General features: G+C 65.4%; 24 protein-coding genes, 1 tRNA gene and 1 pseudogene. 25 read left to right on the forward strand and 1 reads right to left on the reverse strand.

The window, feature by feature from the left end; translation table 11 throughout:
* From ABMY26_RS06480 to ABMY26_RS06555, 16 genes are all read left to right on the forward strand, one after another.
* Nucleotides 1-315, forward strand: a complete 315-nt coding sequence (locus ABMY26_RS06480; protein ID WP_372395250.1) for a hypothetical protein — start codon at nt 1-3, stop codon at nt 313-315.
* Nucleotides 316-1,301: 986 nt separating this feature from the next.
* Nucleotides 1,302-1,472, forward strand: coding sequence for a hypothetical protein (locus ABMY26_RS06485; RefSeq protein ID WP_372395251.1), 171 nt, complete (start codon nt 1,302-1,304; stop codon nt 1,470-1,472).
* Between the two features lie 123 nt (nt 1,473-1,595).
* Nucleotides 1,596-2,081 carry a hypothetical protein gene (locus ABMY26_RS06490; protein WP_372395252.1) on the forward strand — a complete coding sequence of 162 codons (486 nt, stop codon included), beginning with the start codon at nt 1,596-1,598 and terminating at the stop codon, nt 2,079-2,081.
* Nucleotides 2,082-2,154: 73 nt separating this feature from the next.
* Entirely contained in the window at nt 2,155-2,589 is a 435-nt protein-coding gene (locus ABMY26_RS06495) for a hypothetical protein (protein WP_372395253.1), read from the forward strand.
* A gap of 118 nt (nt 2,590-2,707) precedes the next feature.
* Entirely contained in the window at nt 2,708-2,911 is a 204-nt protein-coding gene (locus ABMY26_RS06500) for a hypothetical protein (protein ID WP_372395254.1), read from the forward strand.
* Between the two features lie 377 nt (nt 2,912-3,288).
* Nucleotides 3,289-3,537 carry a hypothetical protein gene (locus ABMY26_RS06505; RefSeq protein WP_372395255.1) on the forward strand — a complete coding sequence of 83 codons (249 nt, stop codon included), beginning with the start codon at nt 3,289-3,291 and terminating at the stop codon, nt 3,535-3,537.
* 136 nt (nt 3,538-3,673) lie between these two features.
* Complete coding sequence (locus tag ABMY26_RS06510; RefSeq protein WP_372395256.1) at nt 3,674-4,042, forward strand: hypothetical protein; 369 nt, start codon at nt 3,674-3,676, stop codon at nt 4,040-4,042.
* Nucleotides 4,039-4,353 carry a hypothetical protein gene (locus ABMY26_RS06515; protein ID WP_372395257.1) on the forward strand — a complete coding sequence of 105 codons (315 nt, stop codon included), beginning with the start codon at nt 4,039-4,041 and terminating at the stop codon, nt 4,351-4,353. Before ABMY26_RS06510 ends, ABMY26_RS06515 begins: the two co-directional genes overlap by 4 nt.
* A 233-nt stretch (nt 4,354-4,586) precedes the next feature.
* Entirely contained in the window at nt 4,587-4,832 is a 246-nt protein-coding gene (locus ABMY26_RS06520; protein WP_372395258.1) for a hypothetical protein, read from the forward strand.
* Between the two features lie 119 nt (nt 4,833-4,951).
* A complete protein-coding gene (locus ABMY26_RS06525) occupies nt 4,952-5,731 on the forward strand; it encodes a hypothetical protein (protein WP_372395259.1) in 780 nt (259 codons plus the stop codon).
* Nucleotides 5,728-6,066, forward strand: coding sequence for a hypothetical protein (locus tag ABMY26_RS06530; RefSeq protein ID WP_372395260.1), 339 nt, complete (start codon nt 5,728-5,730; stop codon nt 6,064-6,066). Before ABMY26_RS06525 ends, ABMY26_RS06530 begins: the two co-directional genes overlap by 4 nt.
* Nucleotides 6,063-6,299 carry a hypothetical protein gene (locus ABMY26_RS06535; protein WP_372395261.1) on the forward strand — a complete coding sequence of 79 codons (237 nt, stop codon included), beginning with the start codon at nt 6,063-6,065 and terminating at the stop codon, nt 6,297-6,299. The genes ABMY26_RS06530 and ABMY26_RS06535 overlap by 4 nt, the downstream gene beginning before the upstream one ends.
* 327 nt (nt 6,300-6,626) lie before the next feature.
* Nucleotides 6,627-6,956, forward strand: a complete 330-nt coding sequence (locus ABMY26_RS06540; protein ID WP_372395262.1) for a hypothetical protein — start codon at nt 6,627-6,629, stop codon at nt 6,954-6,956.
* Between the two features lie 196 nt (nt 6,957-7,152).
* A tRNA-Pro gene (locus tag ABMY26_RS06545) sits at nt 7,153-7,229 on the forward strand.
* 365 nt (nt 7,230-7,594) lie between these two features.
* Nucleotides 7,595-7,780, forward strand: a complete 186-nt coding sequence (locus tag ABMY26_RS06550; RefSeq protein ID WP_372395263.1) for a hypothetical protein — start codon at nt 7,595-7,597, stop codon at nt 7,778-7,780.
* A 70-nt stretch (nt 7,781-7,850) separates the two neighbouring features.
* Nucleotides 7,851-9,113, forward strand: a complete 1,263-nt coding sequence (locus ABMY26_RS06555; protein WP_372395264.1) for an RtcB family protein — start codon at nt 7,851-7,853, stop codon at nt 9,111-9,113.
* A 3-nt stretch (nt 9,114-9,116) separates the two neighbouring features.
* Here ABMY26_RS06555 and ABMY26_RS06560 read toward each other — a convergent pair whose 3' ends face one another.
* Entirely contained in the window at nt 9,117-9,407 is a 291-nt protein-coding gene (locus ABMY26_RS06560; protein ID WP_372395265.1) for a hypothetical protein, read from the reverse strand.
* A 160-nt stretch (nt 9,408-9,567) separates the two neighbouring features.
* On the opposite strand from ABMY26_RS06560, the gene ABMY26_RS06565 reads away from it, so the two are divergent.
* The 9 genes and pseudogenes from ABMY26_RS06565 to ABMY26_RS06605 all read left to right on the forward strand — a co-directional run bounded on the left by ABMY26_RS06565 (nt 9,568) and on the right by ABMY26_RS06605 (nt 13,387).
* Complete coding sequence (locus tag ABMY26_RS06565) at nt 9,568-9,864, forward strand: hypothetical protein (protein ID WP_372395266.1); 297 nt, start codon at nt 9,568-9,570, stop codon at nt 9,862-9,864.
* On the forward strand, nt 9,861-10,457 hold the full coding sequence (locus tag ABMY26_RS06570; RefSeq protein ID WP_372395267.1) for a hypothetical protein: 597 nt from the start codon (nt 9,861-9,863) through the stop codon (nt 10,455-10,457). The genes ABMY26_RS06565 and ABMY26_RS06570 overlap by 4 nt, the downstream gene beginning before the upstream one ends.
* 182 nt (nt 10,458-10,639) lie before the next feature.
* Nucleotides 10,640-11,310 (forward strand): annotated as a pseudogene (gene tmk / locus ABMY26_RS06575) (dTMP kinase).
* Nucleotides 11,307-11,519 carry a hypothetical protein gene (locus tag ABMY26_RS06580; RefSeq protein WP_372395268.1) on the forward strand — a complete coding sequence of 71 codons (213 nt, stop codon included), beginning with the start codon at nt 11,307-11,309 and terminating at the stop codon, nt 11,517-11,519. Before tmk ends, ABMY26_RS06580 begins: the two are co-directional and overlap by 4 nt.
* The gene (locus ABMY26_RS06585) at nt 11,509-11,751 is read left to right on the forward strand and encodes a hypothetical protein (RefSeq protein WP_372395269.1); all 243 of its coding nucleotides are present in this window, start codon (nt 11,509-11,511) and stop codon (nt 11,749-11,751) included. The genes ABMY26_RS06580 and ABMY26_RS06585 overlap by 11 nt, the downstream gene beginning before the upstream one ends.
* Nucleotides 11,748-12,200, forward strand: a complete 453-nt coding sequence (locus ABMY26_RS06590; protein ID WP_372395270.1) for a cytidine/deoxycytidylate deaminase family protein — start codon at nt 11,748-11,750, stop codon at nt 12,198-12,200. The genes ABMY26_RS06585 and ABMY26_RS06590 overlap by 4 nt, the downstream gene beginning before the upstream one ends.
* Entirely contained in the window at nt 12,190-12,330 is a 141-nt protein-coding gene (locus ABMY26_RS06595) for a hypothetical protein (RefSeq protein ID WP_372395271.1), read from the forward strand. Before ABMY26_RS06590 ends, ABMY26_RS06595 begins: the two co-directional genes overlap by 11 nt.
* Nucleotides 12,331-12,398: 68 nt before the next feature.
* Entirely contained in the window at nt 12,399-12,941 is a 543-nt protein-coding gene (locus tag ABMY26_RS06600) for a hypothetical protein (protein WP_372395272.1), read from the forward strand.
* Entirely contained in the window at nt 12,941-13,387 is a 447-nt protein-coding gene (locus ABMY26_RS06605; RefSeq protein WP_372395273.1) for an NADAR family protein, read from the forward strand. Before ABMY26_RS06600 ends, ABMY26_RS06605 begins: the two co-directional genes overlap by 1 nt.

Below are 13,387 nucleotides of genomic sequence, written 5' to 3' on the forward strand. Positions count from 1 at the left end.
ATGAAAGACGTTAGCATGCCCTGTGAGGGCGGGACAGGAGAACTGAATCCCACAGACCGACTGGCCGCCGCCGTGCAGCGGCACGTCGAGACGGACGGGGCCGAACCGGTGCCGGCCGATCGCGAGGTCGCCGTCCTGATGGCGGGCGTCACCGACCCGCGCGCGGTAGCGGCTATCCTGTACCTGGCCCACGACGCGATCGTGGCGGGCGAGGTTGAGCAGGCCGGCCGCCACATCCTGCGGGTGGCCAATGCGCTTGCGGGAGATGATCCCCAGCTGGCCATCATCGGGCGGTTCTACGCCGCGGCCAGCTGATCGGCAGGGCAGGGCGGCGCATCTCGGCGCTGGTTGGCACGAACGCCCTGGCGGAGTCGCCAGGGCGTTTCCGTTTTAGCGGCTAAAATCACCACGCTGTCCGTTCGGTCGCGCTGGTCTTGAGCAGATCACCGTGCGAGCATGTGAGTGATGGTCCGGGCTGCTCTGCGGTCCAACCCCGACAACACAGCCCCCACGGTCCAACCGCGACAGCAATCTTCTGGTACCTCGTCGCGTCGATGGCGACCCCAACGAGAGCCATTCCCTTTAGCGGCTAAAATTCTACCAAGAACCAGATGAGGGGGTTTCCACGGATAAGTTGCTTGTGGCGACCCCAGATCGCGAGCAGCAACAGGGCATCCCAACACAATTCATTTCGACCAATTGGGTTAATTCCACTCACTTTCTTAGGCTTCGTTATGAAGTGCCAACTTAATATCAGCCTTATTGGCAAGTTGATTTGGTGATCTGAGTAGTTGAGTAAATGTGCAGAACGGGTTTAGTGGCTGGCGTTTCCGTCGTCGCGGTAAGACAGCGGAAATCCAGTTAAGACGGAAAGCGCAAAGCGGGCACCGAGAACCGCAACGGTCGCTGTCATATCCGGATAAGGCGGACGATTGACCAATTATGATGGACGCAGCTACGCAAATCGTCTTGTGCGCGATTTGAAAAAGTGAGATCGTCCCGATCCCCACAAAATCTTGTGGGTGAGGCGTCCCGGCTGACGATTGGAACCCGGTGGCCGGGACGCCTCTGACCAGCTACCTGCGTAAGGAGCGATCATGCCTGACCGTACCATGCCCCCGATCACGGGGGAACCCCGTGCGAACGACGTTCGCGAACGAGTCATGAACAACTTCCATGTTTTTGCGAACGCCGTTCGCGTCGATGAGCCAGCGAACGCCGTTCGCGCCCTTGCGAACGCCGTTCGGCGACACCGCCTCACCGATGGCGCTGAGCCCGTCCAGCCGCATCATGAGGCCGCTGTGCTGGCGCTCCAGCCGGTCGGCGTGGCCGCGGCGGCGCACCTGCTGCTGGCCCGCGACCGGGCGGCGTGCGACCCGACCGGCGCCGACCGGCTGGTGCTGGGCGTGATCGACGCCGCGGCGGTCGGCGATCCAGACGTCAGCGAGATCAGGCGCTTCTACGCAGGTTGAACCGAAGGGGAGGGCGGCTACGGCCGCCTTCTTCCTGAGCGCTGATCGCCATTTTTGTTGACTTAAATAGTCCTATATGTCATATTGTCTCCAGCAAATCACTGAAATTGCTGGAGAAGACAGATGCCCACCTACAAGGTGTACATCACCACGGATCCGTACACGGAATCCGAAACCATCGCCCTCGCGCTGACGACGACCGACCACAAGGTCGCCGCCGATCTCCGCGACGCGATGAAGCCCACCTCGGCGCTGGTCGAAATCCGCACCAGCTATACCCCCGAGGACCTGAACGACCCCGACCTGCACAACAGGCTGGTGGTCAACCTGATGGGCGCGGCGGCTGGCGACTGGGTCATCCGCGATGTCCGCACCGCGGAGCGCCGCGAAACGCGGATGCACCTGAAGCCGGAACCTGGGGCAGATCTCGAACTGTTCGACCGCAGCGCCGAACCCCTCGCGATCCTGGCCCATGACGGCAATGGCCTCTACGGCTGGCGGCTGACCCAATTCGGGTTCCGCTGGTACGAGGGCACCGGATGCCTCGCCGACACCTTCGGCGACGACCTGCGCGACGCGCTTCACGAGCACTTCAACAGCAAGCGCTGAGCCTCCAGCTCCAGAGACCGTAAAGCCGGTACTGGGGCTTTGGCGGCAGAACCCCCAACAATTGGAGAGTTTCATGACTGCTATCAATCAGCAGACGCCGGGGCCTGCCAAGGTCGTCAACTTCGACAACGCCTACGGCTTGTCTGTGGTGGCCCACGGTCCCGGTAACGAGCGCAGCGGCTCGCTGGTCGCCCAACTGCCGCAGGCGCCGCAGGAGTACCGGGCCAACGCCCGCCTGCTCGCCGCCGCATACACCGCCTTCGACGGTGCTGGGCGCAAGCTCGGGATCGACGCCGCCGAGATGGCGGAGCGGCTCGGGCCGGAGGGGTTGGCGGAGATCGCTGCCGTCCTGAAGTCGATCCTCGGATGCCCGCAGGCGGCGCCGTGGTTGGCTCGGTTGAATATCGACCCGGAGGCGGTTGTTCTCGGCCCGAATGGACCGATCAACACCAGCCCGACGGTCTTCGACGCGGCTCGCGTCGCCATCACCCTGCTTATCGGCAAATAGCCCCCAGCCCCGCCACCAGACCGGTGTGCGGGGCTTTGGCGGTAGAGGCGCCCGCCTCCCGCCGCCCCACTGGTCAAATTGCCGGCGGCGCACTATCCTCAAACCCATGAGAAAGCGCATGTCCATTATGGTCGCCGAACTGTACGACGCCCTCCGCGATGGCGGGACGTCGGACGAGAAGGCGCGCAAGGCCGCCGAGGCTGTCGCCTCCTACGAGGGGCGCTTCGCCGATCTCAACACCAAGATGACCCTGCTGCAGTGGATGGTCGGGTTCAACCTGGCCGCCACTGTGGGCATCATGATGATGCTGCTCAAACATTGAACCTTGGTGACGCGCATCCAGGCCGCCTTCGGGCGGCCTTTTTGCTGTCTGATTGGCGCGTAATTTCCATAAGGAATGTTATGTGTCTAAACTATCCTGCGCTGCGCGGGGTGTCCGGATCACCCCATCGCGGCAGCGATACCCGCCCCTTCCGCTGGTGGCCCCTTTCCCACGTTACGCGGGCGGTATCAGAGGGCGAAAGTCACCCAGCCGGCGCGGTGCTGACTCCCCGCGGGTTCCGACTGGCCCGGGCGCAAGGGCATGGGGCGAGCGGTTGCATTGGTATGACAGAAATACACGCGAGTCAATGCGCGCGGTGTGCGTCTTGACTCGCTTCCGCTCCTGCGTTTCCAATGGGAACAGAAGGAGAACGCACGATGACCACCGACACCCTGGGCAACCTTGGCCGTGGCGCTCGCCTATATGCGCAATGCCCCGGCTGCGGGCGGACCAAGACGCTCGACCCCGCAATGCTGGTGGCGCATGCCGGCCCGGATTGCACGGTGGCAGGCGCCCTGAAGCGGGTCGTGTGCGGCGAGTGCCGCGTGCCGGCCAAGACTTGGCGTGGATATGACCCGATCGCTGAGAATCTTGGTAAGCTCGATAAGCAATCTCCGCTACGTTGACCGGCCGGCCATCGCGTGCCAGCCTGCATTTTCCGCTTTCCTGAAATAGTCCCCTAAGTCATATTAATCGGACTATCCGCACACGATGTTGCGCCCGCCGGCTGCGCGCCGGCCCCACCACCCAATGGAGAGCAGCATGGGAGCCCCGCAAGGCTGGATCGGCGTCGACCTGGACGGGACGCTGGCGCGCTACGATGGCTGGCGCGGCGAGCTGCACATCGGCGGCCCGGTCCCGGCCATGGTCGATCGCGTGAAGGCGTGGCTGGACGAAGGTGCCGATGTTCGGATCTTCACCGCCCGCCTGACCGAGGGGCCGCAGAACCGCGACGGCACGCTCCACGACATCTCCGCCGTCCGCGAGGCCATCGAGCAGTGGTGCGTGGCCCACATCGGCCGGGCGCTGCCCGTCACCAACGTCAAGGACTATGGCATGGTGGCCCTGTACGACGACCGGGCGGTGCAGATCATCCAGAACACCGGCCTGCGCGCGGATGGCCAGCCGTGACGGAGCGCGCCTACCTGCACTACGGTCATGCGCCCGGCACCGCGGCGCGCTACTGCCGAACCTGCGGCGCCGAGTTCCGCGGGCACCCGCAGGCCGACCGCTGCGAATCCTGCGCCGCGGTGCTGGCCGACCGCGTCCCGCCGGACAGGCTGATCGAGGTGCTGCGCTGCATCGGCCTGCGCTACGGCCCGACCCGCACCGTCGACGACTGCGCCGTCCTGGCCCAAGAGGCGCTCGCCGAGATGGGGCTGCTGGACAAGGTCGCCGGTCGCGCGCCGGTGGGTCTCGACGCGGCGATGCGCGGCGGCTGAACAACGACGCGCGTCATCGGTCAGCCTCGGTGTGGAACGGCGGCGATGTCTGGGTGGTGAGGACGCGGCTCTGGCAAGCCGTAGCAATCGCCTCCACCGAGATGGCCATCAGGGCGGTGAGGCCCAACTCCCCCCTCCGCTTTGAGCAGCCGAGTGGCCCCTCACGAACCGAACTGCACCGGGGCTGACCCATGACGCGCACAGATCAAACCACTCAGAGGGAAACAACACCCATGCTCAAGCACATTGCCCTGGCATCCGTCCTGCTGGTCGCCGCATGCTCCGACCCCGAGAATGCCCGCCGCACCGTCGAGAACTCCGGAATCGCGGAGGTGCGAGCCGGTGGATACTCATGGTTCGGCTGTGGCAAGGGCGATTTTTACGCCACGAGCTTCACCGGCATTGGGCCCAACGGGCGGCCGGTTTCTGGGGTTGTGTGTCGTGGAATCCTAAAGGGGGCGACTATCCGCTTCGATTAATTCCACCATCGCGCCTCCACCAGAACCTTGAGCGATCACGAAAACGCCCGCCGATCTTGGTGCGGATCAGAGAGATGATCGGCGTCACCCTCCCCTGACAAGATTTCTGGAGTCATCAAATGACCTACCGCTTGACCAGCCGCCAACTCGCTTGGCTGCAGGATGCCTCCACCACTGCCGAACAGCGGGGCGCCTTCTTCGCGAAGGGGCCGGCCGAGGCCGCTCCGCTCAGCAACATGAAGGACGACACCTTCTGCTACCGCCCCATGGTCCGCGGCACCATTGTCGGCGACGACCGCTTCGAAGATTCCGCGCAGGCGCTCGAAGCTGCAAACACCTTCATGGCTAAGTGGGCCAAGGAGGCGGCGGACGCCGGTGTGGCGCTGGACGAGATCGCACTCGGCATTGATGATCGCAATCGCTCCGTCATGGAGACGTGCGAGGACGGCAATCTGGCCGTCGAGCGCATTCTGCACCTGGGCGTCATCATGCCTTATCCCGAGGCGTATCGCGATGACCTGGACAACCTGCTGGACGATCTGCGCGACCTGCAGGACGACCCGTCCGCCCCGATCTGGCGCAGCATCCCGATCAGCGTCATGCCAAACGATGGCGATGAGGACGAATTCGAGGCCATGTCGGGCGAGGAGGCGAGGGAGATCCTGGTCGACCGACTGCGCGACAAGGGCCTGTTCGGCTTCCTGGTGCTGATCCGGACGCCGGTCCCCACCAATTTCCACGAGCACGGTTACAGCTTCTCGTGGGGGCGCACCGCTGGTCGGAACTTCTACGATGAGACCATCGAAGGCGCCGTGAAGCAGGGCGCTGCCTGGGCCGAAGAGTTCCGCGCCGCCGAGCGTGCGAAGCATGACGTCAAGAAGGGGGCCGGCAAGCAATGAACCCATTCGGTCTCCGCATCATGGTGTCGCCCAACTGGCCGCAGGTGTCCGACGGCGAGGACGTCCACCGCAGCCCGGCCCACCCCTTCGTCCACTGGCTGGCCCGCTGGCTCAATTTCGACCCGTACGTCGAGTTCCGCACGCCGCGGTTTCGCGACGCCGACCCGCTGGTCGATCAGGCCGCCGGCATCATCTACTGCTCGGCCGCCCAGGAGCGCACCATCCGTCGGCAGATGGGCGTTCTGGCCACCGGCCTGTCGGTGGCGCGGCAGTTCCCAGTCGTCACGCCGCGCGGAACGACGCTCGGCATCATCTCGACCGGCTGCACGGCATGATCCCTCGTTTCGAGGTGATCGACATCGGGCCGGCGCCGAACCCGCACCCCGCCACCGCGCGCAGCATCACGACGCGGGAGATCGCGACCGTGCATGATCGCGACCACTGGAATGGTCAGCAGGTGCAGGTCGGCGGCATAGGCCGAATGGAGGTGTTGGCGACCGACAGGCTGGATCATCGGCCGCCCTGGAATGCCGGAGAGACAATCATTATTACCTGTCGTAAAGCCTAGGACCGAAAGTATAGGCCACGGGTTCTAGGCCCGTATTACGGAGACTTGGCAACAATAACTCTTTGCCATAGGTCATCTGCATCGGTTGCAGTTCGGCGAAGGCATGAGTATTTCTTGGTAAGGCGGATGACGCGACGCGCGGCCATTAATGTTTCACGGTAATTGGCAGAATCTCCATCATAAGGCATTGAATCAGTTTGGTTTATCCGTGAAATGCAAATGTTCCCGAATACGGGTATTTCCAGTGTGGTCAATTAGCATAATCTTGCCCAATATCCAGTCACGACGACGGCGCGCGGCGCCGGGACAAGTCAAGAGGAGAGCGCAGTGTCAGAAACACCCTGCCCCGCAGCCGCGGCGGCCGAGCGCGCCCGCGCGCTGATCCAGACCATCCGCGACTTCGATCGCGGAACGATGGTTCATCCCGAAACCACCGCGGCCGAGGAGCAGTTGGCCATCGTCGAGGCCTCGGCGCCCGATCTGCAGGCCTCCAGCCCCGCCGGCGCGCTCTTCCTGCTGGCTCTGGCCGGCGCGGCGCTCGCGGGCGACCCCTTGCAGGCGGACATCGAACGCGCTCGCAAGCTGATCCAGTCGGCCGCCCGGTTCCTGGAGCCGCAAGTGCCGGGCGGCAAAGGCAATCTTGACTACTTCATCTGAGATATATTTTTTGCTTGCGTCTAGTCCTTGATGGACTATTTTGAACCCACGGACGCCGCACGATGAAGATCGGACGGCGATCCTAGCCAGATCGACGGCACCGGCACTTAAGTTGCCCGGTCTCAATTGAACTAGGCGCGGATGAGACGCCCCAGCCGCGAGTGGGGCGGGAAGCGGGTGAGAGCCCCGCTGACATCGGGGTGTAGCGCAGCTTGGTAGCGCGGCGGTTTTGGGTACCGCAGGTCGCAGGTTCGAACCCTGCCACCCCGACCAGATTTGCCCGAATGGGCATCCGGTAAAGGAGCCGCCTCCCGGGGCGGGCAGCCCAGCAAACCAAGCCAGATTCCTAGGCTCCGCCGAATCGGTCAAACAGGAATCCGGCACGCCTGACGGCGGGGAAAGACCCGAAGCGATTGGGGCTCTATGTCGCAGCTAACGCCAAGTGGCGGCCGGGACCAGCCGGTGACTGCGCCGACGGAACTCCCTGTTGCGAGCGTTCGATGCGGAACACCGGGACCGCCGCCTCGTCCGAATTGGCCCGTACGCCCGGCCGTCGTCAACGGCCCGAGACCAAGCACAGGCCCAGCCTGGTGGAAGGCCCGGCACCCCCTTCCCCACCCTCCCCCGACGGAGACAGCATGAGCACCACCGAGTTCAAGATCGGCGACATGGTCACCTTCCGCCCGAGCGGTCGCGCCATCACCAAGGTCACCGCCACCATCACCAAGCTGGGCGCCGGCGCCAACGGCGCGTTCCTGGAGACCAAGGACGTCACCGACAAGGTGCGGCTGGTCCGTCCGGGTGCCTGCACCAAGACGCGCTGATCGGCGCCTGCAATATAATCAAGCCGCCCGGCCTTCTGGTGCGGGCGGCTTCTTCTTGGAGAATCCGCGCATGCAGAACGACAGCCAGTTCATTTATCACGCCCCTCTCGACAGCGGCAGCAAGCCGCTGAAGACCTGGACCGCCGGGGTGCCGGTCGAAGAGGCTGCGATGCAGCAGCTCCGCAATGTTGCCGCCCTACCCTTCGTCTTCCATCACGTCGCCGCCATGCCCGACGTCCACTGGGGCAAGGGAGCGACAATCGGCAGCGTCATCCCGACGCGCGGCGCCATCGTGCCGGCCGCCGTCGGCGTGGACATCGGGTGTGGCATGTGTGCCGCCATGACCGGCCTGACGGCGAGCGACCTGCCGGACAACCTGCGCGCCATCCGCAGCGCCATCGAGGCCGCCGTGCCGCACGGTCGCACCGATAACGGCGGGGCGAACGATCGCGGCGCCTGGGGCGATCCGCCGGCGGCCATCGCCGATGCCTTCACGACGATCCTCGCCGAGGAGGACTCGCTCAAGGATCGCCTCGATGTCATCCTGGCCAAGCATCCGAAGCTGGAGCGCGCCGGTCTGCGGGCGCCGCGCCACCTCGGAACACTCGGCACCGGAAACCACTTCATCGAGATGTGCCTGGATGAGGCCGACCGCGTGTGGGTGATGCTGCACAGCGGATCGCGCGGCGTCGGCAACGCCATCGGAACGTACTTCATCGAGCGCGCCCAGGAAGAGTGCGCGAAGTGGTTTGTGCCGCTGCCCGACAAGGATTCCGCCTACCTGCCTGAGGGCACGCCGCTGTTCGACGACTACGTCGAGGCCGTGGCGTGGGCGCAGGACTTTGCGCAGGCGAATTGCCGCTTGATGATGGACGCAACGATGCAGGCGATCATGTCGTCGCTCGGCCGAAAGTTCGATTACGGGCTGATGGCCGTGAACTGCCATCACAACTACGTGGTCAAGGAGCACCATTTTGGCGCCAACGTCTGGGTGACTCGCAAAGGGGCCGTGCGCGCCCGCGCCGGCGAACTGGGCATCATCCCGGGCAGCATGGGCGCCAAGTCGTTCATCGTGCGCGGCAAAGGCAACCACGAGAGCTTCTGCTCCTGTTCGCATGGCGCCGGCCGGGCAATGTCCCGCGCCGAGGCCAAGAAGAGGTTCACCATTTCCGATCACGAGACCGCAACTGCGGGCGTCGAGTGCCGGAAGGACTTGGACGTGATCCACGAAACGCCGGCGGCGTATAAGTCGATCGACGCCGTGATGGACGCGCAGAGCGACCTCGTGGAGATCGTCCACACACTCCGCCAGGTCGTTTGCGTGAAGGGCTGACGCTCACCCCGCCAGCCATGCCTCGATCCCGCCGATGCCGTCGGCGCAGGCCGACAGACGGTGCAGCAGATCGTGATCCGTGATGCTGAGGCTGTTCAGCGCCTCCTCGTAGGCCCGTGACAGCTCGTTCCGCAGCGCGCCTACCACCGCAGCAGCATCCTGCTGACTGTGCGGCGCGCTGCGGAGCGTGACCTGATCCAGTGCCGAGCGGACGGCGTCCGACTGCCCGATGGCTGCGGCGGACAGGGTGGCGATAGCGGCTGCGCTTTCGGCGCGGGAGATGTCTGCGTCCATGCGGTTCCTCCTTGCGTTGCGTGTGCGTGCATTCTCTAACTAGGAACTTACTCCTGTCAAGGATACCCGAAAAATGTCTAATACCATTTCGGCACGAGCGAAGTAGTCCTAATAGGACTACAATAGACCACCACCTACCGCACGATGTTGAGGACCGCCATTGGCCACCAAAGCTGGAACACGCGGCGCCAACAGGCTGAAGAAGCTCGGGCAGCGCACTTACCCGGCGATGGTCAGCTGCCCGTCGTGCGGTCGGTCGCTGCATGGCGAGGATTGGGAGCGTGTGGTGGTGACCGGCGCCGGCTCGGCCGTGCATATCGGAGACTGCCATCAGGCGCTGATCCGGGCCGCTGAGAAGCAGATAGCTGAGCGAGCGGCCGATCTGCGCGCCCAAGTGCAGTCCGGCGTCTTCCACGTTCATCCTGGCGCACTCGCCGCCATGAAGGGCTCCGCATGACCAAGCTGGCCACCCATACCGAGAGCGGCTACGAGCGGTCTGACTTCGATTTCTATCCGACCGAGCCGTGGATCACGGCCGGTGCGCTCGGCAAGTTGACGCTCCGCGGCGAGGTGTTGGAGCCCGCCTGCGGCGACGGCGCCATGGCGCGCATTCTGCGCGAGGCCGGTTACCGCACCTGGGCGACCGACATCCATGACCACGGTTACGACGGCCTGGACGGGCTACACAACTTCCTCGACACGCCGCCACTCGACCCCGCATGTGGCATCCGGACCATCTTCACCAATCCGCCGTTCGGCGAGCGCGGCAAGCTGGCCGAGGCCTTCGTGCGGCATGCGCTGAAGATCATGATGCCGGTCGGTGGATTGGTGGTCATGTTCCTGCGCGTCGACTGGGACAGCGCCGGAACCCGCGCCGACCTGTTCGAGCGCCGCCCCCACTGGTCGCGCAAGCTGGTGCTGACCAGCCGCGCGCAGTTCTTCGAAGGCGAGCACGGCGGCAAAAAGAACCACGCCTTCTTCGTGTGGGACGCGCTGCATAGCGGTCCGCCGACCATCGATTACATCAACAAGCCCAAGGTGGCGCGATGACAGATTTCGACAATCCGCTGGCCGAGCGTGTCCACGCGGGTCGCGAGCCATCGATGACTGAGATCTTGGCATCGATCCGCCGGATCCAGGACGATGATGGCGGCGATGCCATTCTCGACGAGCAGCGCGTCGCCACACCTGATGACGATGCGCCATCTCTGCTCGGATTCGATCAGATTTCGGTGCCGACCGCCCACCCCGCCCCTGCGAACCGTGGCCGCTTCATCACGCTGGAAGGCGGCGAAGGGGCCGGCAAATCGACGCAGCTGCGCCGGCTGGCCGACTCCCTGCGCGCCAGCGGAATCGATGTCGTCACGACGCGCGAGCCCGGCGGGTCGCCCGGTGCCGAGGAGATCCGCGGCCTGCTGGTGACCGGCGAAACCGGCCGCTGGAGCCCGATGACGGAGGCGCTGCTGCACACCGCTGCCCGCCGCGACCATCTGGAGCGCACCGTCTGGCCGGCGCTGGAGGCCGGACGCTGGGTTCTGTGCGACCGCTTCTTCGACAGCACAATGGCCTATCAGGGTTATGGGCTCGGGCTGGGGCGCGAACTGGTGGAGACTTTGCAGCGGGCGGCGCTGGGCGGTTTCCGCCCCGACCTGACGCTGATCCTCGACATCGAGGTCGAGACGGGACTGCGCCGCGCCGCGTCGCGCCATGGCGGCGAGGACCGCTACGAGCGGATGGGCATCGGCTTCCACCAGCGCCTGCGCGACGGCTTCCTCGACATCGCGCGCCGCGAGCCGGAGCGCTGCTCGGTGATCAAAGCGGACGGTGGGGAAATTTGGTGGGCGCGCGGGTCTGGTCCGTCGTCCAGGCGAGACTCCTCCAGGCCAGGAGGGTGCCCACATGACCACCCAACGCGCCGCCGTCGCAGCGGCCCTGATCATCATCGCGGTGTGGCTCCTCCTGCCGGCCGCCGCGGCGCTCTCCGCCGAGGACAACGGCCCGCGCGACGCCATCCATGTGCCGCCGGCCACCGTCGTCACCCCCACCACCCGCACCAGCTGCCGGGAAATCCCGGAGCAGCGCTGCCCGCAGGAGACTGGCCATGGCCGCTGACGCGATCAACCCCAACGCACCCGATCCGATCCGGGCGGCCGAGTTCGCGATGTCGTCCGAGCTGATGCTGGCCGGCAGTGTGCAAATGTTCCAGGCGGCGCTGTGGGGTGGCAATGACCACACCATCGCACACGCTCGCGCCAATCTGGAGAAGGCGTACTCGCAGCACATCGATTGCATCGAGGCGCGCGTGATCGCGGCTCGCATGTCGTTGCGGAGCGGCAGAAAGTGATCGGCGCGCTCGACAACTGGGATCGACGCTTCCTGGCTCTTGCCGGGATGGTGGCCGGCTGGTCCAAGGATCCGTCCACCAAGGTCGGTGCCGCCATCGTCGGCGAACGCCGCCGGGTGCTGTCGCTCGGCTACAACGGATTCCCGCGCGGCATCGACGACCGCGAGGAGCGCCTGCTGGATCGCGACGTCAAACTGTCGTTGATCGCCCATGCCGAGCGCAACGCTCTGGACAACGCCGAGTGCTCGGTGCGCGGGGCCACCCTCTACGCCACGCTCTGCCCGTGCGCCGAGTGCTGCAAATCCATCATCCAGCGCGGCATCTCGCGCGTCGTGTGGCTGCCGCCGACGCCGGCCCAGGCCGAGCGCTGGGCGTCGAGTTTTCAGGCGTCGATGATGATGCTGATCGAGGCCAACATCGAATTGGCGGAGGCCGACCATGCATTCTGATCCGACCGGCACCCAGCGGAGCAAGGCCGCCGCCCACGCCTTCGCTCTGACCCTCATCCTGCTGGGCGGCGGTGGCCCGCTCGCGTTCGCCGCAGCGCACTTGGTGCTGGCGATGCTGGGTGTCCTCTGATGGCCAAGCGCAAGCCACCACGCCGTCCGCCGGCAAGCCGCGCTGCTCGCCTCCTGTCTGAGGGTCTGGTGCTGGACAAGAAGTCCGGCCTGCTGCTGTCGGCGCACAATGACGACACCGGCCCGGCCGAGCGCGCTCGGCACGGGATGGGCGTGACGGTGCAGCGCCACTTCATCACGGAGGAACGCCGTGTCAGCGAGCGCGTCGGCGCGCTGGTGGTGGCGGAATCGCTGTTCGAGACGATGGTCGAGCGCGGGCTGATCGGCGACGAGTTGCCGGCAGGCGCCACCGAACGTCACCGCGCTGATGCCGAGGTGGCCCTGGACCGGCGCGTCTCGGCCGCCAACTGGCTGCGGAAGCTGTGGGAGAGCACTGGGCTGGAGCATCGCGTCAGTGCGAGCTACAGCGTCGCCAGCACCTGCACCGACGGCGAGATGAGCGACGCCGACGCCGAGAACCAGGCGCGCTTCCGCGCGGTGTGGCGGGTGCTGGGCGCCCGGCGCGCTGACCTGCTGGCGGCCGTGGTGTGTCTGCAGGAGGTGCCGGCCGGCGCGACCGCGGCGGCGTTGCGCGAGGCCCTGGACGCGCTTGCGAAGTGGCGGGGATTGTGATGGCGCACCCGCCGATCACCAGTTTTCACGGTCAATACCGTTTCCTGTCGAATTTCGAGCCGGCTCGGATATCGGTTGGCGGAATCGCCTACCCGACGGTCGAGCACGCCTATCAGGCCATGAAAACGCTCGATGTTGCAGAGCGAAGGAAGATCGCCCTTCTCTCCTCCCCAGGGTCAGCCAAGAAGGCGGGGAAATGGCTGCCCATGCGGCCGGACTGGGATGGCGTGAAGATCCCCGTCATGACCTTCCTGGTGATGGAGAAGTTCTGGAGTCACCAGCACTTCGCCGAGGCCCTGCTCGCCACCGGTGACGCGGAGTTGGTCGAGGGGAACACCTGGGGTGACACCTTCTGGGGCAGGTGCCGTGGTGTGGGAGAAAATCACCTGGGGAAGATTCTCATGCATGTGCGCGATCAGTTGATCGGCATGCGATGCGCTCAATAA

Origin of the sequence: Azospirillum sp. HJ39, from assembly GCF_041507355.1 — a bacterium.
Classification (GTDB): domain Bacteria; phylum Pseudomonadota; class Alphaproteobacteria; order Azospirillales; family Azospirillaceae; genus Azospirillum; species Azospirillum thiophilum.